14 protein-coding genes are annotated in these 17,425 nt (G+C 41.8%); 6 read left to right on the top strand and 8 right to left on the bottom strand.

What is annotated here, in order from left to right:
• Both F6K52_RS16535 and F6K52_RS16530 read left to right on the top strand, forming a co-directional pair.
• Window positions 1-295: alpha/beta hydrolase (locus F6K52_RS16535; RefSeq protein ID WP_293079463.1), on the top strand; the 295-nt coding region annotated here is incomplete at its 5' end.
• Between the two features lie 443 nt (window positions 296-738).
• Window positions 739-927: an Arc family DNA-binding protein gene (locus F6K52_RS16530; RefSeq protein WP_293079461.1), complete on the top strand. Its 189-nt coding sequence runs from the start codon at window positions 739-741 to the stop codon at window positions 925-927.
• Here the strand turns inward: F6K52_RS16530 and F6K52_RS16525 are convergent.
• Window positions 903-1,379 carry a lipocalin-like domain-containing protein gene (locus F6K52_RS16525; RefSeq protein ID WP_293079459.1) on the bottom strand — a complete coding sequence of 159 codons (477 nt, stop codon included), beginning with the start codon at window positions 1,377-1,379 and terminating at the stop codon, window positions 903-905. The two genes, F6K52_RS16530 and F6K52_RS16525, sit on opposite strands and share 25 nt — an antisense overlap.
• 316 nt (window positions 1,380-1,695) lie before the next feature.
• The gene (locus F6K52_RS16520) at window positions 1,696-2,100 is read right to left on the bottom strand and encodes a low molecular weight protein tyrosine phosphatase family protein (RefSeq protein WP_293079457.1); all 405 of its coding nucleotides are present in this window, start codon (window positions 2,098-2,100) and stop codon (window positions 1,696-1,698) included.
• On the opposite strand from F6K52_RS16520, the gene F6K52_RS16515 reads away from it, so the two are divergent.
• The 3 genes from F6K52_RS16515 (at window position 2,099) to F6K52_RS16505 (ending at window position 3,636) form a co-directional block, all read left to right on the top strand.
• A complete protein-coding gene (locus tag F6K52_RS16515) occupies window positions 2,099-2,251 on the top strand; it encodes a hypothetical protein (protein ID WP_293079455.1) in 153 nt (50 codons plus the stop codon). The two genes, F6K52_RS16520 and F6K52_RS16515, sit on opposite strands and share 2 nt — an antisense overlap.
• Before the next feature lie 61 nt (window positions 2,252-2,312).
• The gene (locus F6K52_RS16510; protein WP_293079452.1) at window positions 2,313-3,215 is read left to right on the top strand and encodes an alpha/beta hydrolase; all 903 of its coding nucleotides are present in this window, start codon (window positions 2,313-2,315) and stop codon (window positions 3,213-3,215) included.
• Between the two features lie 226 nt (window positions 3,216-3,441).
• Window positions 3,442-3,636 carry a DUF433 domain-containing protein gene (locus F6K52_RS16505; protein WP_293079450.1) on the top strand — a complete coding sequence of 65 codons (195 nt, stop codon included), beginning with the start codon at window positions 3,442-3,444 and terminating at the stop codon, window positions 3,634-3,636.
• Window positions 3,637-3,678: 42 nt separating this feature from the next.
• Here the strand turns inward: F6K52_RS16505 and F6K52_RS16500 are convergent, their stop codons facing one another.
• The 5 genes from F6K52_RS16500 to F6K52_RS16480 form a co-directional block, all read right to left on the bottom strand.
• Window positions 3,679-5,028, bottom strand: coding sequence for a GTPase domain-containing protein (locus F6K52_RS16500; RefSeq protein ID WP_293079448.1), 1,350 nt, complete (start codon window positions 5,026-5,028; stop codon window positions 3,679-3,681).
• Between the two features lie 21 nt (window positions 5,029-5,049).
• A complete protein-coding gene (locus F6K52_RS16495; RefSeq protein WP_293079446.1) occupies window positions 5,050-7,458 on the bottom strand; it encodes an ABC transporter substrate-binding protein in 2,409 nt (802 codons plus the stop codon).
• A 738-nt stretch (window positions 7,459-8,196) separates the two neighbouring features.
• Complete coding sequence (gene alaS, locus F6K52_RS16490) at window positions 8,197-10,827, bottom strand: alanine--tRNA ligase (RefSeq protein ID WP_293079444.1); 2,631 nt, start codon at window positions 10,825-10,827, stop codon at window positions 8,197-8,199.
• An 887-nt stretch (window positions 10,828-11,714) separates the two neighbouring features.
• On the bottom strand, window positions 11,715-11,975 hold the full coding sequence (locus F6K52_RS16485; RefSeq protein WP_293079442.1) for a hypothetical protein: 261 nt from the start codon (window positions 11,973-11,975) through the stop codon (window positions 11,715-11,717).
• 1,008 nt (window positions 11,976-12,983) lie between these two features.
• On the bottom strand, window positions 12,984-13,202 hold the full coding sequence (locus F6K52_RS16480) for a hypothetical protein (protein WP_293079440.1): 219 nt from the start codon (window positions 13,200-13,202) through the stop codon (window positions 12,984-12,986).
• Window positions 13,203-14,816: 1,614 nt separating this feature from the next.
• Here F6K52_RS16480 and F6K52_RS16475 point away from each other — a divergent pair.
• A complete protein-coding gene (locus F6K52_RS16475; RefSeq protein ID WP_293079438.1) occupies window positions 14,817-15,887 on the top strand; it encodes a diguanylate cyclase in 1,071 nt (356 codons plus the stop codon).
• A gap of 3 nt (window positions 15,888-15,890) precedes the next feature.
• On the opposite strand, the gene ntcA is transcribed toward F6K52_RS16475, so the two are convergent.
• Window positions 15,891-16,568, bottom strand: a complete 678-nt coding sequence (ntcA, locus tag F6K52_RS16470) for a global nitrogen regulator NtcA (RefSeq protein ID WP_070391512.1) — start codon at window positions 16,566-16,568, stop codon at window positions 15,891-15,893.
• Window positions 16,569-17,425: the final 857 nt, after the last annotated feature.

Raw genomic sequence — 17,425 nt, 5'->3', positions numbered from 1 at the left:
TGGCAGTTGGGGGAGTAAATTTGTGGTTCAGGCGAGAAATGAAATTTTTGAAGACGTGATGCGCGTAGCAGGACTAACGGAAATTATTGAAATTCCTACAGTATTGATAGTACCAGAAAAAGGTCTTAATCGTGCCGATGGGCAACTAAAACCCTATAAAACTTATTTAAAAAAATTAACTATTCGTCAAGTTCCTGGCAATCATTGGCCTTTTTTAGTAGAACCGGAAGAGTTTAATCGGGCTGTAGAGCTGTTTTTGGAAGAACAACAGCAAAAGCCATCTGAGCTTGAGTAATCACTGGTTACTCTGATGTTTCAGAATTAGACCATTCAATATGAGTATAATAATTACTATATATTTATTCTGTATTTATGGATAACACAGTTTTCTTGGGTATGGGCACTTTGGAGGAGTGGCTAACAGTATTAGGTTATGCATCCTTAATTGCTTTTGTTTTTTGGCGCGTGATGCTCACAAAGCCGAAGTGATATAGCGCTACGCGCAAGTCAGAAGTCAGAAGTCAGAAGTCAGAAGACAGAAGTCAGCTAGACTCACGTTTCGGAATTTGGTAGTGATACACAATTAGTGATTTTAGCAGTCCGGATGCGATCGCCAAAGGCGTGGCCTACGGCCAATCGCTTAGCGGCTCTATTCGCTTAGCGTGCCCTTTGGCCTTAAGAGCATCGCATTCGAATGGCTTTTTTGGCATCATAATAGTGTAAACATTAGGGCAAACCATGACCACTTTCACTCTACGAGATATTCCTGAAGAGCTTTACCAAAAGATTAAAGACATGGCTGCCCGAGAAGGCCGTTCTGTGAATCAACAGATTTTGGTGTTATTGGAGCGGTCTGTGCTACTATCCCAACGACCACCAGCAGACCTTCTCAAAGGTGCTATTCAGACGCGCTCCCAGGTTAGATAATGATGATTGCCGTCTTGAGTAGGTTTACTCAATACTAGCCTGCTATCTGATAAAAATTCAAAAGTACGTTCCAAGTCTGTACCAGTCCAGTCAGGAATAAGGCTAACTTCCACATGATGAACGACTTTGTTTCCTTTAATTTCATATTTACCGCTATAGGAAATGTAGTTAGTGGATGCCTGAAAATATCTCAACCCAGCTTTGATATACTTCCACCCATTGATTAATAACCAGGGTCTTGAAATTAGTGTTCTACCTTTGCTCATTTCTTCAAGAGACATCTTAAGATTTGGACGATTTTTTTTCATAATGGTAGCAGACATATGTTGATATTCTGTGTATGTAATATAACCAATGGGATTTTTACCAAATGGGTGGGAAATTTTTCCCTTTCGAGTTTTACTTTCCCAAGAAATCAGCTTCCAAGTACCAACAAAATTATTGTTTATCATCTTTTCATCCTTATGTATTTAAATTAGTTATCAGTTATAGCGTTTCTAGGACTAATGAGGTACACATAACTGTTTGACTATTGGCTCTTACCTCTTCTGTGTTACCTGCTCCGAAGTCCCTGCTCCGAAGTCCCTGCTCCCTGCCCCCTAAAACCCGGATATTTGTATCTCAGTAGTGATCACTATTTATGGATAACACAGTTGTATTTGGTATCGCCAGTTGGCAGGAGTGGCTAACACTATAAGACTATTAGGTTATGGCTCCTTAACTGCCTTTATTCTCTGGCACGTGATGCTCACAAAGCCCAAGTGATAGCTAGTAAGTTCCTAAATGCCTAGAAACTTTGGCTTTTAATAAGCTCACCAGTACCGGATCCATATATCCATAACTATCCGGTATCTCTAGACAAACCACTCGTTGCTTATTTAAGTACTTTTTAAATTTCTTGGATAGCTTGTTTCTGTGGGACTTTTCCATAACAAAAATAATGTCTGCCCACTTAAGTAGCTCAGGAGTAACTGGCACCTCAGCGTTATTATTTAATCCTGCTGAGGCAACCAACAGTCTTGGTTCTTCAGCAAACACTGCCTCAGCCGTTGGACTTCTTAACTTATTTTGACTGCAAATAAAAAGTACTTTCTTCATTACAGCGATTTGACTCAGGATAATTACCCTGTCTTGATGCAGTCGCTCATGGGGGAAACCACGGCAGTTGCTCATGGGGGTAACCCCCAAGACCGCACTGCCTCCCCAAGACCGCGCTGCATCGCTTAATAAAAATTTCGCCATCTCCCCACACTTCCCACCCTACACCCTACACCCTACACCTTCCCTGCTCCCTGCTCCCTGCTCCCGACTCCCTGCTCCCTAAAACCTAGATATTTGTACCTCACAAGTCGTAGAATTGCTATATCAGATACACCCCTATCACTATGACTACAGCAACTAATCCGACTCAAATTAACTCTGGTATTGGCGGTACCAAAAATTTCTACAACTGGAATTGGCAAGACAAACAGTATCGAGTGGTCTACGAAACTATCGGCGCAGGAAACCCGGTACTGTTACTGCCTGCTTTTAGTACCGTTTCTAGTCGTACAGAAATGAAAGGTATTGCCAATCTACTCGCTAGCAACTATCAAGTTACAGTTCTCGATTGGTTAGGATTTGGCGACTCTCAATGCCCTCCTGTAGATTACAATCCTGTATTATTTCAGCAGTTATTAGCAGATTTTGTTAACTCTGTTTTTAATAATAGCTCAATAATTTTAATGGCTGCCGGTCATGCGTCTGGATACGCTTTAAAATTTGCCCAAGATAATCCAGATAGTATTTCTAAACTAATTTTAGTGGCTCCCACTTGGAAAGGACCGTTAAGAGTAATGGGTTTACCCGATGGAGTGAGAAACGGAGTAAAAAACCTAGTGCGATCGCCCTGGTTAGGTCAGAGTCTATACTATCTCAACACTACCCCTTCGTTTCTGCGCTTGATGTATAAACGCCACGTCTATGTGGATCAAACCAAACTAACTCCCGAATTTATCGCCCAAAAACATGAAATCACTTCCAAAGATGGCGGCAGATATGCCCCGGCTGCGTTTGTTACTGGCGCAATTGATCCTGTAGTTAATAGGGAGGAGTTTTTGCAGCTTTTAGACTCTGTGCCCATGCCCGTATTAATTATATTAGCGAAAAATGCACCACCTAAGTCAAAAGCGGAAATGATAGCGATGGCGGAGTTAGAACAGGTGCAAACCGTTCGATTAGCTGGAACCTTAGGTATTTCTGAAGAGTATCATGAAGCGGTAACAGCAGTGATTGAAGATTTTATTTAGGCTTTTATCGCAGTTATCAGCGACTTTTTTGCTACTTGAGTCCTGGGTTTAGGGAGCAGGTAAGCATTCAGCTATCCGCTATCAGCTAATGCGCTACGTGCCACCACAGGCTAGAAGCCTGTGCCACGCTGCATCGCTTCAAACCCTCTTAACTATTGCCTATTGCCTATTGCCTTTTGCCTTAAAGGGATAAGCTTTGTCCTCATGACTCTAAGAATTGCTATATATGTCCGATTTGCTTCAAAGAATTACCATTAATCCAAAACAGTGCGGTGGTCGCCCTTGTATTCGAGGTATGAGAATTAGAGTATCCGATGTGCTGGATTTGTTTGCAGCTGGACTGAGTGCTGAGCAAATCTTAGCAGAAATGCCTGATTTAGAGGCAAATGATTTGCAGGCAGTGCTTCTCTATGCCTCCTGAGGAGACGGCAAGCACCCCGTCAGCTTTGCTACACATTCCACCTTACAATCTACCTTCTACTTTTTCAAAAAACTGTTTACATTCTTCAAACACCTGTTTTTTCCTTAGTTTATCCCAAACAATATATCTGTTGTCTTGGAAATTTTTAATTGTTTGTAAAAGCCGAACAATGTCTTCCTCTCCTATAGTTGGGCTGTTTCCGTAACCGTGGTAAGACACTCCCCATATAATAGCTAGACAAGTAGTAGCTATAAAGTTTTTACCATTTTGATCGAGAGAAACTTCTATATTGTTATTTACAGATAATACAGCCCAAATACTTCCTCCCAATAAACCAACAACAGTAGCCCCTACCTGTATACCAACTAGCGCTGCTCCTCCAGCAGTAAAACCACCAACAGGCAATCCAATCAGAAAACCGATTATCCCACCTATAACACCACCGACTCCAGTCCCAATGCCTGTACCAGCAGCTGCACCATCAACTACATCTTTAGGCTTTGAAAAGTTTTTTTTATGAAAGTTAAGGTCATTAACTCCTTTGAGTGGATCGTCTGCTGCTAAGTCATAAAGGTTTGACACGTTTTCATTAAAATCTTCTAACAACTGTTTAACTTCATTACGTATTTCATCAATGAGATTCTTTTCTGGTGAAGTGTTATCAATACCCTTTTGTCTTTTTGCTTTGCTGCATGCTTGGATACAGTCATACATTAAATATGAAGCTTCCCTTAAAATTTCCAGTTGTCTATTTCTGAAATTTGCAAGGTCTATGCGATATCTTTCTTTCTTGTGACCAGACAATAAATTTTCAACATAGCTATAAATCTGAGTAACTTTGGCAGGATCATCCCACCAACCATCAAACATAATGTAATTAGTGATATGGTTTCGTTTAAAAAAATATTCCCACTGAGTTATTCGTTCGACATGCTGTTCATTTCTTTTTATGCTTTTATTTCCAATGCCAATAATCGGCTTATTTAATTCCTTTAAAAGTTCAATTTCTTGATCATGTCCTGTTTCCGGCACATCATTTAAAGTATCGACAACGTATATTACCACATCTGCTTCTTGCTCTACTCCTTCTATTGCTATTAGGTCATATTTCATCCTATCAACATTTGGAAATATGTTTGCTAATATCTCTGGAGAAAGCCCTTGTTTTTTAGCTCTCATATAGGCTAAACAAGAATCTGGAACCTCAAAACCTGGACAATCAAGGAACCAGGCTTGCATAGTCTCATATGGAATCGTTTCAGTCTTTTTTGTTGCATGTGCTTGGTCAGCAACTATACCGAAATTGGTCTTGGTTAACGTTCTGATCAAAGTTGTTTTACCGGAATTGGTATGACCAGTTACTGCAATAACAGTTTTTTCTGTATTATTCATTAGGTTTTCCTATTCAATCAACTAACATTCTCTTTCATCCACATACTCAATGGGAACAAATTCTAATCCCTGGTAAGCTGAATCACATGTTGATCGTATAACTTTAACTGCCGCTCCTGGTGGCTCTGTGCGGTTACCATCTGGTTTGAATTTGACTGTCCCAGTTACACCTGAGTAACTAAAATTATTATTACTTAAGGCTTCTTGTAACTTGACTCGATCGGAGTTTGGTAAAGTCTCTAGAGCCTTAGCGATGGTCATGATGGCATCGTATGCAGTGGCTGTTCTCAAACTTAGCTGAGTTGTTTTCCATAGTTTTGAAGCTTGCTGGCAAAAGGCTTTTCCCTCAGGAGTATCTACGCACCCTTTCAAGCGATGCCAATCAGAATAAGCTATAAACTTTGATAGTACACTTTTACTCTCGTTGGATAGGCCTTTTAAGGTCTGAGGATGGTATAATGATGGCGCTCCTCCAAGCAATAGCCGACCCTGATTAAGTTTAATCAAATTTACTGCGTTAGAAAGTGCATAATTTGTATTTCTCCCGTCAGGAACTACAAAAATTGCATTTACTTGATTTTGCTGAGCGTGATCAATAATTTGTCCAGCATCAAACGCTCGAATTGAGAGATCGTTAGGTTCTAAATTAATAAAATTACCTTTTTCTCGAACACGTTTTTCAATAACGGATTTAAACGACTTACTATAATCATCGGGGTGGCTATAAACAACCCCAGCTGTTTTTTTAAGACCTTTTTTTTCTAAGTCATCAAGTAATAAATTAGCCAAGTATGTAGCTGCATGATTATGATTAGCAACAATTCTAAAAAAGAAGCACTGTTTCTGCTTAATACAGAAATCTGTCAAAGACTCTGAGCTACTGATTGGAGCAACTATAACTATTTTATGTTTTTGATAAACTTCCAAGGTTTTAAGAGTAATTCCACTAGCATAATGACCAACTACAGCTATAATCTCACTTTGAGAAGCTATTTGATTTGCCCTACGCTTAGCGTGAGCGACATCATCATGATCATCGGCAATCAAGATTTTTAGCGGTTTACCATTGATCTTAACTTCGGAGTTATTGATCTCGTCTTGAGCTTGAGCAATTCCTCGAAGTAACTCTTTGGCTGTATCTTCGTCTACTCTGGCTGTATCTTCGTCTACTCTGATAGGAATTCCAACCGCAATAGTATAGGGCTTTATATTGATATTTGTATTAAGTTTAGCATTATTCCAGTAAATTAATGTTTCTGGATCTCTATCTTCTTTTGCCCAGGAAACTTTAAAAAACTCTGAAGATTTTTGGTACTCTTGCTCATAATAGGCTTTAAGGCCATCATTTTTATTGGTTGGTTGATCACCCGAAAAAAGACTCTCTTCACCACAACTTATATTATCGCCAATCTTAAGTGGACAAGTTTTAGGATTAACAAAACTTATAACAGTTTGAATTACTCCTATTGATAGATAAGCAAAACCAATTAAAGAAACTATAATCAATAGAGCATATAGTGGATTTGAAAATATTTTTTTCCTAAATCTAAGAATACTTATCTTGAGCTGAGTCTTGTCATGTGCAGGGGTTTTAGACCTAGGATCAAGGAGTTGATCTAAGTCATTCAATATCTCTTTAGCTGACTGATAGCGAGCTTGGGGCTCATAAAGAATCATTTTGTCTATGATTTTTGCAAATGCATCGCTAATCTGTAAAGGGCGTTTCCCAGGAACGTGATAACGCCATATAGTTTCTTTAGTAGATTGGTGACTAATAAGCTGAGGATTAATCTGAGATCTGATCATCTCAATACAAACAACTCCCAAAGCATATAGATCGTCTCGATACCTCTCTTTATTCCCTTTGGGTGCTTTGTAACGATCATTATATTTGTCTAGAGCAATAGACACCTTACCCGAAACTATCTGTAGCCCACCGATTTCGTTTAAATCTCCAATATCAAGAAGAGTTAGTTGATCGTCTCCTGAATATATTAGGTTAGAAGCCCTAATATTACCCTGAGCTATTTTTTGATCATGTAATTCAACTAAAATCTCTAGAGATTTCCGGAGAATTATCTTAACTGTTTCCTCATTGAATAACTTTCCATTTTTAATCTCTGCCTCAATAGTATTATCTTCTATATAATCTCGAAGTATATAGAAACTATTGCCTTGGCGAAACTGATACTTAATATTTGCTATACCGTTAATTTTCAAAGCCCTTATCTCTTGGACACGTTGTCTGAAAAGCTGTTGAGCTTCTTCCATTACCTCTGGTTCTTCAGAAAAAGGCTTATATTCTTTGGCTATATAGTAACAAGGTTGGGCCGCTGCACTCTCATCATTTACCTTATAGGTTCTACAGTAGATTGAAGTTTTATATTCTTGAAGAATACGATAGCTATGTGATATATACTGATCAGCCATTAGATAATTATAAATAAACAATAAGCGTTTAATTTAGTGCCGAATTTAGACAATCGTACTTACAGATATTATGATGTAAATCTACAGCCTTAATCGAGGTAGACCTACTCAGATTATTCAATTTTCTCGGTATTATTCCATGAATATAGTGAATTGTAAAGATTAAGATTAGCCTCAGCATTACCTCAAGCAATATACTGTTGAGAGTATCAAAATTTAGGCTATTTAGGGTATAGGTATGATCTAATATTATAGGGTTATTGCTACAATTTTTGCTAAGCAAAGCTTGTAGGAGAAAAATGCAATTTTTATAAAAATGTACAACAATACATTACACTCGATATCTTCTCTTGAAGAATCCTTTCGAGTGTGGTGCCAAGCCTACCTGTAACTCTGCCCTTGTTCATAAGGAAACGGAGGCGAGTGGCAGAAACACCTACTAAATCAGCCCCTTATGCGGTAGAAATCATCATGGCTGGAAAACCATTGCGTCAGCGGTGTGAGTATTATAACCGAAATTGGATTAACATGCAAGCGCTAAAAAAGACTATTGCACTAACTTACCAATTACGATGGATCGGTCAGTGCCTTAACAAAACTATTGCACTGACGCACTAAATTGCTCACCACAGCATAAAAAAGCGATGCTCTTACAGAGCCGCTACGCGAACGCACAAATACAACTATTTCCTCAAATCCCCCCTAACTATTAATAAGGGGGGATCCCCCACTCCAAAATCACTGCAACCCTTCCAACAACTGTTCCAACGCCCTATCAAGAGCTTCCCCTAACTTACTGCCATCTTTTCCGCCAGCTTGGGCCAAGTTAGGTCGTCCACCGCCACCACCACCGCAAATTTTAGCGATCGCACCAATAAACTTCCCAGCCTGCAAGCCTTTCTGATTAACACCCTTACTAAAGGCTGCCACTAAACTCACCTTGTCGGGGCTAGGCACTGAACCCAACACTACTGCACTTTCTCCCAGCTTCTGCTGTAGCTGTTGCGCAACACTTTTTAATCCCTCTGGTTCTACTCCCTCCATCTTGGCTACCAGAACCTTGAACTCACCGACTGACTTAGCTTCGGCTAACAATTGGTCAGATTTTGCCAAAGCCAATTGTTGCTTGAGGGCATCTAACTGTTTATTAGTAGCCTTGAGTTCCTGTTGTAAATTACTAATCCGCTCAGGTAACTCTTCCGGTTGTGCCTTAAAGCGATCGCATAAATCCTTAACCACCTTATCCCGCACATTCAGATAATCCAGCACCGCCGGTCCAGCGACTGCTTCTATCCGCCTAATCCCAGACGCGACCCCTGCGGAAGAGATAATCTTAAACACCCCAATCTCAGCAGTATTGTTGACATGGGTACCACCACACAATTCCATGGAGACACCAGGGAAATCAATCACCCTGACCTCATCGCCATACTTTTCCCCAAACATAGCGGTTGCGCCCTTAGCCTTAGCTTTTGTCAAAGGCATCACCTCCACATCTGCGGTATGGGCTTCACTAATCCAAGTATTAATTTGTGACTCAATTTGGTCTAACTCTTCCGATGTCAGAGCGCGAGGGCAATTGAAGTCAAAGCGCAAGCGGTCAAAAGCCACCAAAGAGCCTGCCTGAGAGATGCTTGGGTCAACAATTTTTTTCAGAGCCGCTTGCAGTAAATGGGTCGCACTATGGTTAGCTTGAACTCGACGGCGACAAGCCCGGTCAATTTGAGCCGTTACTGTTGTGCCTACCGCTAAATTTCCCCGTTCGACAGTACCGAAGTGGACAAAGAAATCCGATTCCTTCTGAACATCTTCGATGCGAACCAATAGCGAATCCCCAGACAGATAACCGCGATCGCCTATTTGTCCCCCAGATTCTGCATAGAATGGGGTCTGATCCAAAATCACCTGGACCTTACTGCCAGCTCCAGCGGATTCCACGGACTTCCCATCAACTAGCAAAGCCTCTACCTTAGCCATGGACTGGGGTTGAGTGTAACCCAGGAATGCCGTACTATCGATCTGTTCCCCTAGCTGATCTAAGCTACCCTGTACCGTTAAGTCAATCGTTTCATGGGCAACTCTAGCCCGTTCCCGCTGGCGTTCCATTTCCACCTCGAAGCCATCGAGGTCTACCGTTAAGCCCTGTTCTTCAGCAATTTCCTCAGTTAATTCCACTGGGAAACCATAGGTATCATAGAGGGTAAACGCATCTGTGCCAGAAATCTGCTTAGGCTTCTTGGCCAAAATCTCAGCTAGCAGCTTCTCACCCCGTTCCAGGGTTTTCAGGAATTGAGACTCTTCCCGCTCCATTTCAGCTTTGATAGTCTTTTCCCGTTCCCGCACATTAGGATAAGCGGATTGAGATAATGCGATCGCTGTTTGAGCTACTTTCCAGGTAAATTCCCCATCAATCCCAATCAAGCGGCCATGACGCACCACTCTACGCAGCAAACGGCGCAACACATAACCCCGTCCGGTGTTAGAAGCCGTAATCCCATCCGCGATCATATGAACAATTGCCCGGATATGGTCACCAATAACCTTCAGAGAAACCTTCGTCTTCTCATCACTCTTGCTATAGTTAACCCCAGCAATTTCCGCTGCCGTTTTTACAATCGGGAAAATTAAATCAGTTTCATAATTATTCGGCACTTGCTGGAGGATTTGCGCCATCCTCTCCAGTCCCATCCCCGTATCAATATTTTGTTTCTCTAACGGGGTGCGATTACCCTCCGCATCCTGGTTGTATTCCATGAATACCAGGTTATAGAACTCAATAAACCTAGTATCATCTTCCAAGTCAATGCTCTCGTCTCCCAGTTCTGGGTGAAAATCGTAGTAAATTTCCGAACACGGACCACACGGACCGGTTGGACCGGATTTCCAATAATTATCCTCCTCACCCAAGCGCTGGATGCGATGGGCTGGGATGCCAATTTTATCCCGCCAGATCCCAAACGCTTCGTCATCATCCCGAAACACACTCACTACTAAGCGTTCTGGTGGCAAACCGAATACCTCTGTAGAGAGTTCCCATGCCCATGCGATCGCTTGTTCCTTAAAGTAATCCCCAAAACTAAAATTCCCCAGCATCTCAAAAAAAGTATGATGCCGTGCCGTGCGTCCCACATTCTCTATATCATTGTTGCGGATACATTTTTGGGATGTGGTGGCGCGAGGGAATTCCGACTGACGTTGTCCTAGAAAAATCGGTTTAAACGGCAACATTCCTGCAATTGTCAGCAACACCGTCGGGTCTTCCGGTACTAGGGAAGCACTTGGCAATACCTTGTGTTGCCGTTGGGAGTAGAAATCGAGGAAAGTTTGCCGGATTTCGTTACCGCGCAAATAATTAGGGATATCGGGCATGGTTCTCTACAAGTCAGCTTTAGGGTATGGGCATATGGTAATTAAAACCCTATCGCTATATTTATTAATTTACGTATGATCCATTCTTACATAGAAGCGAAGGTGAAAGCCCACCCTTGATAGGAGAGCAAACCATTGTGATGCTTGGAGGTTGGGAGGTTGAAGCTTGGGAGGTTGAACGCGCACGCGTGGCCTTTTGGCCAAGGTTGGATGGTTGAAGGTTGGGAGGTTTAAGGTTGGGAGGCTGAAGGTTGGGAGGTTGAAGGTTGGGAGGTTTAAGGTTGGGAGGTTTAAGGTTGGGAGGTTTAAGGTTGGGAGGTTGAAGGTTGGGAGGTTGAACGCGCACGCGTGGCCTTTTGGCCAAGGTTTGATGCTTGAAGATTAGAGGCTTAACAACTGAAAGCCGGATGTATAACTAGCAACATCTAACCTGTAACATTCAACATCTAACCCGTAACCTTCAACCTTCAACTTTCAACCTGTAACCTTTAACCTTCAGCATTCATACTTCTTAATCTAATCGTTGCAGTGTGTAAAGACTCCTTAACTTTAACAACAAGTATTCGTAATCCCTAGAAGGTCGTGTTAGGTTTAAAGAGTGGAAGTCATCCTTCAGATAAGAACCTGAAGCGACAAACCAAATGGGCATAGATAAGATGATTTCTACCGGTCTATAGCCCAGCCACAGTAGGCACCAATCGAACATAGCAAGAAGTGGCGAGAAACCAACAGAAGTTGGAGGAAGCCAAACCAAAGTCCGGAAAGACGCGACTGTGTGAGATTTAGTATTGGGTGTATCTGTGTAGTTTGCCAACCATAGTAGTGATCAAAACTGGTAGTCAGAAAGTTAACTCGTTGAAAATTTGTCTTTTTCCACTCGAATGGGTCTAGTCAATCCTGGCTAGGCCCTTTGAGTATTGGTGCAACCTATAGCAATTATTATACCCATGAGGTACAAATCTCTGGGTTTTAGGGAGCAGGGAGCAGGGAGCAGGGAGTAGCGGATATGGGAGCAGGGAGCAGCGGATATGGGAAGAGGAACCCACCCCTAACCCCTCCCAGGAGGGGAAGTGAGGGAAGAGGTAAAAAATAATGTGTACCTCATAGCTATGATAAACGCTATATTCGGTAAATCCCAGACCCTTCATACTTTTTCATCTAATCGTTGCAGTTTGTAAAGACTCCTGAACTTTAACAACAAGTATTCGTAATCTCCAGAAGGTCATGTTAGCTTTAAAGAGTGGAAGTCATCCTTCAGATAAAAACCTGAAGCGACAAACCAAATGGGCATAGATAAGATGATTTCTACCCCTCTATGACCCAGCCACAGTAGGCACCAATCAAACATAGCATCAAGTGGTAAGAAACCAACAGAAGTTGGAGTAAGCCAAACCAAAGTCCGGAAAGACACGACTGTGTGAGATTTAGTTAATGGTGTATCTGTGTAGTTTGCCAACCATAGTAATAATTGAAAACTGGTAGTCAGAAAGTTAACTCGTTGAAAATTTGTCTTTTTCCACTCGAATGGGTCTAGTCAATCCTGGCTAGGCCCTTTGAGTATTGTAGTCAATCGATCTAAGTTATTGGTTAAGCATTAACCTTGCTAGCTTGAGCTGCAAGCTTTAAGGGCAACCTGATTAACCGGTGTAAGAAAAACGGATGGAGTATTGACTATGGCAGTAGTACAGTTAAAAGTTCCCAGTATTGCCTGTGATGGGTGTGCCAAGACCATTACTGCGAAACCCAACACTGAAAGCTCCGCATCTTTAGAGCGGAGATGAAAGTGACTAGCGACTAAAGTCGCCTAATATAATTATAATTAAGAACTTGAAACTTTTCTAGCGCCATAGTATAATTGAGATATCGGGTACAGGCTGAAAAACCGAGGCACAACCGGGAGAGAGACCCGCAATTGTTTGACCTTAAAGTAGTAATGCCCGGAGGGCAGGGAAAATCCTCCTTAAAAACCCAATCATCAACTACCAATTGGTGTGTGAACCCAGCAAGATCACAACTTCGGAAAATAATGGTACGGCGGGGCACGCCGAAACCAAGTGAAACAGAGGAGCAACGGACTCTATAAGGCACTTCTCAAAAAGTAGCTAAACGCCTAAGGAGACTAGCCCGCTGGGTCTTTCGTGAACTGAACTAAGATCTTAGTCTTGACGGGATTTCGGTTTAGATATTGCCATTTGGACACGGAGGTTTAAGGCCGGTCGTAGATCTAGGAATCCCTGTCTTTTTAAAGCAGGGAGTGTCAACGAAGGTATACTGCAACAGGAGCCAGACTCTAAAGTCACAGTGGATGTAACATCAAAGACAGTTAGAGTTGAAACCGAAGCCTCTGAAGAGTCAATTAGACAGATAATAACCACTGTCGGTCACACGGTAGAGTAAGGTAGTGTGATTTGATTGGCCGATTTGGTACTTAAGGCCTTGGCCGTTGGCCACGCGTGCGCGTTTGGCCACGCTACGCGATTGACCTACGGTCACGCTACGCGAACGGAAAAAGCTGCCCATCCTTCTGCTACTCTCCCCCTTGTCTTGAGTCTGCAAATTAGATCGGTGACAGCTGAATAAAAATTGCGGAACCGCTTAGGTGCGCTTGACCCTTAGGTGCGCTCTTACCATTAAGAATTAAATTCGCTCTTTGTGCGCGCCTCTAAGGCCGCGAGCAATCCCACGCGACCTTGGACCCACCTCAAGGTGCGCGTTCGGGCGCGCACCTGATGATTAACCTTTGACTATCAACCGTCAAACATTAACCTTGTGGCCTACGGCTGAGCCTACGCGAACAAGAATAAATCAGTCACTTCTATTGTGTTTTTTAACTAGGTGTTAGTTGACTAGCTGTTGTGGATTTAAATTAAATATGACTTGCTCTGTTGTGCCCCTGCTCTGAGAACAATGGAATTTAAATGAAGACCAACTTACCTGTTGCTTAATTATGTATCGCATCTAGTCTATCTTAGATGCTAACAAAGATGCTCATTGAGTTCAAGGAAATACAGCGATGCAGCGCCCTAATTAAGCAGTAGACCACAAGCTGTCCGGCTGCCATAAATTTTTTATATCATGTCGGGATAATTACCCTTAATAAAAATGTAGGCATTCAGCCGTCAGCTGATAGCTGATTACTGATTACTGATTACTGAACGCTGATAGCTGAATACTTACATAAAAATCTCCCCACCTCCCCATCTCCCCATTTCCCCTTCTCCCCATCTCCCCACCCTCCATCTAATTATGGGTATTCAACCTGACTTGATATTAGAGGTTAGTGGGAATAATAATCCTCTCACTCAGTTGAACACTTAAGTGTTTTCACCATGTTAGATAAAGATTTAGAAAAATTACCCGGATACCGATAAATTGCTACTGCCACTTGTGATAAAAACAAGAGAGTATTAGAGACAAGTATAAATTAGGTGGGCTTGACCCATTAAGAATTAAATTCGCCCTGCTAGCTGCTGAATAATCCCTCTGCTCAGCTCTTGCTGAGTAACCCCTAATTAACTATGTGCCTAAGATGTGCATAAGTTGGCTTTGGATTCATCGGGGATTAAACTAATTTTTGTTGTTATTCAGGTTTATGTTCAATAAAACTCGTTAAACTAAAAACCATATAAAAATTATAAACGAGTTGTGAAAATCTATAAACCCAAAATCATGGTATTATTGGCATCCTGGCTGCTTGATAGTTCACTACCTATTTATAATTTTTATATACAGGAATATAGTTTGGAAATGATTGTTATAATATCACCTAATTTATCAAGAGGTCTACAGCTTGTGATTCACAATCCATATCGGGGAATGCAGAATCGGCAATGGAGAATTGGTAAGAGATCCAACTGTACTTGAGCGGCCATTCGATAGTCAGCAATAGGATCAATTTATTTAGCATCTATCTATCCCATAGCAAAATTCCATAGACTGGTGAATTTAGAGAAAAACGTATTAGCTAATACTTTCTTGAAGAAGTAGCAGTGTTAAGATTATTGATTCAGGGTGAACGTATTAGCTCTCTAGAGCTAACTATAAATAAAAACGATCCATCTATAGAAGCATCTATAGATGCTTCTATATTAGTGGTAGGAAATAAACAGTTTATCACTGCATTTGTGAAGCGGACTTGCTATATAAGGTCTAGCACTGTCGAGGTATCTTTGGAAGTTGATGATGTCATACAACTGATCAAGACTAGACAACCTGCTATTTTAATTTTGCAGGCAACGCAGGTGGCTAGTTTACAACTATGTCGTCAGATTAAAAAACAAAAGCTGCTCGGCTGGATATATTGCATTTTGATCAATGACTTGCCCGAAATAGGGATTACAACAAAGGGACTAGACCCAAACTGGGAGTTAAGAGAATGTGCTCAAGCCCTAGAAAACGGTGCAGATGCCTACTTACGGATCAGTTCAATCAGCAATCAAGACTCACCCATAGCTGTAACAGAACATCGGTTGCTTAAGGCACAAATTCAGGCAGGGTTACGAGGAGTGCGACTATACCGACAAGCAATGCACACTAATGATTTCCTATCTAGGATAGCATTGGTTGATCCCTTGACAGAATTGAGCAATCGTCGGGCAATGGAATGGGAGTTACCCCAACAAGTCGAAAATGCCTTTAGTCAATCAACGCCCCTGAGTCTGATTATCCTAGATGTAGACTATTTCAAGTCCATCAACGACAACTACGGACATCCGGTAGGCGATCGCGCTCTCAAGCTACTGGCAAGTCGTCTCAAACATAACCTACGTATTCAAGATTCCCTCTTTCGCTATGGTGGAGAAGAGTTTGTGATCATTCTTAGTCACACTGACTGTGAAGAAGCCCAAGCAGTGGCTAAACGAGTGCGACATATCATTAGCGATCAACCGTTTCAGATTGATGGAAGATTGGTGCTGAGAATTACCATTAGCTTGGGTGTTGCTTGCCTTCAGCATACGGACGACCATAGAGGGGAAAGCCTACTGGGATGTGCTGACGAGAACCTAAGGATTGCTAAATCTAATGGTCGCAATCAGGTTTATAGTTGTTGCAATCACTAATTTTCAGGTAAATTGCTGACTCAAAACCACTGGCTTGTGGACAGTAATTTTTTTCTTGTGAATCGAAATCATTTCTTTTTCCCGTAGGTCTCCCAGTAGACGGGTGACAGTCACCCGAGTCGAACCGATAGCTTCTGCGATCGCTTGATGGGACAACTTCAGTTCAATGGTAATCCCATCCCCACAGGGTATCCCAAAGTCACGGCAGAGAATTAATAGAAAACTAACCAATCGAGACTCCATATCCCGATGAGCTAGGGTTTCGATCATCATTTCCGTCTGTAATATTCGAGACGATAGCCCCCGTAACATCAACATTGATAATTCCGGGTTTTCCTTCAGTGCTTTTTCTACCTGGTCAATCGGGGAAGAGAGTAACTCTACAGTTGTAAAGGCAACTGCATGATAGAACCGATCAGATTGGTGACCAGTAATCAGAGACAGAACACCGAAAACCGTATTTTCTCGGAGCAGTGCTACAGTAATTTCTTCCCCTACTTCATATACTCTAGAAAGTTTGACAGCACCTTTCAGCAAAAAGTAAACCCGTTCAGCTGGATCTCCTGGGAAGAAAATCGTCTTACCTCGCTCATAGGTTTCTACGACTGGTGGAAACGCTCCTCTACCAATCTGACGAAACACAGCCGCTAGTGGTGTATCTTGCGTCACAACCCTATCCATATCTATTCCTTTGTAGCAATGCCCCTATGTATTTATAGTGAAAAGACTTCCGGGGATGTTAAGCCACGGATTAGTCAATGAATCTTGTATATTTAGGCTTGTATATTTAGGCTATTTTAGCGGATTTTAAACAGTTTTAATTAGTTTTTCATGAACTGCTACAACCGTTCTTAATTCCCCTTGCCCATCAATGTTCGCAAGTTTTGAGCTAATTTGCCAACAGGCCAACAGTGTTAACTGCTAGTCTATAGTTTAGCAAGCTCTTGGCTTGATTTTCCCTTAACCCCTGAGGGTAAAGCGGCGATTAGTACCAATCATCGTGGAATCGACAAATTTGTTTCTAACTACTTAATATCAATCTGAGCTAATTTTTTGTAAAAATTGCTACCAAACACTAAAAATCTCAGAGGTCATGATTGGAGGTTACCTCAGGGGGTAAGCCTGAAGGGTAAACAGGAGACCCGCTTTGGCGTGTGGATCGAACGGGTATGGGGTGTACAGTAGCCATTTCCCTGGTTCTAGCCTGGTCAGTAGCCTCACCAAACCTGCCATAACCCATCCCTATTAAGTCGGGGAGTTAGTGGCTATCTCGCTTCCGGGTGATTGCAGATCGCCGATAATAGAGGTAGTTTGATTACCTGGCACCCTTGCTTATAAACTATAATAAAGGTTTATACTCAAAATTTATAATAAAAATTATAACAATATAATACTTGACCAGACTTGGGATCACAATTACCTATTACTAGTTGAAAGCGATGCAGCGCCTTCACGCGGGGGTTTCCCCCACTCGCGCTTTGCATCAAGAATAGAGCAGAGCTGAAAAACTCAACGTTGCTGCATTCAGGGATATAATA

The organism is Moorena sp. SIO3H5, from assembly GCF_010692395.1.
In the GTDB taxonomy this organism is placed as follows: domain Bacteria; phylum Cyanobacteriota; class Cyanobacteriia; order Cyanobacteriales; family Coleofasciculaceae; genus Moorena.
This window is presented reverse-complemented; position numbering and strand designations above follow the sequence as displayed.

Excerpts from the sequence above, each read along its gene's own strand:
- F6K52_RS16530 (WP_293079461.1), top strand. The coding sequence starts at position 739 with ATGACCACTTTCACTCTACGAGATATTCCTGAAGAGCTTTACCAAAAG.
- F6K52_RS16525 (WP_293079459.1), bottom strand. The coding sequence starts at position 1,379 with ATGATAAACAATAATTTTGTTGGTACTTGGAAGCTGATTTCTTGGGAA.
- F6K52_RS16515 (WP_293079455.1), top strand. The coding sequence starts at position 2,099 with ATGGGGGTAACCCCCAAGACCGCACTGCCTCCCCAAGACCGCGCTGCA.
- F6K52_RS16520 (WP_293079457.1), bottom strand. The coding sequence starts at position 2,100 with ATGAGCAACTGCCGTGGTTTCCCCCATGAGCGACTGCATCAAGACAGG.
- F6K52_RS16510 (WP_293079452.1), top strand. The coding sequence starts at position 2,313 with ATGACTACAGCAACTAATCCGACTCAAATTAACTCTGGTATTGGCGGT.
- F6K52_RS16505 (WP_293079450.1), top strand. The coding sequence starts at position 3,442 with ATGTCCGATTTGCTTCAAAGAATTACCATTAATCCAAAACAGTGCGGT.
- F6K52_RS16500 (WP_293079448.1), bottom strand. The coding sequence starts at position 5,028 with ATGAATAATACAGAAAAAACTGTTATTGCAGTAACTGGTCATACCAAT.
- F6K52_RS16495 (WP_293079446.1), bottom strand. The coding sequence starts at position 7,458 with ATGGCTGATCAGTATATATCACATAGCTATCGTATTCTTCAAGAATAT.
- alaS (WP_293079444.1), bottom strand. The coding sequence starts at position 10,827 with ATGCCCGATATCCCTAATTATTTGCGCGGTAACGAAATCCGGCAAACT.
- F6K52_RS16485 (WP_293079442.1), bottom strand. The coding sequence starts at position 11,975 with ATGAAGGGTCTGGGATTTACCGAATATAGCGTTTATCATAGCTATGAG.
- ntcA (WP_070391512.1), bottom strand. The coding sequence starts at position 16,568 with ATGGATAGGGTTGTGACGCAAGATACACCACTAGCGGCTGTGTTTCGT.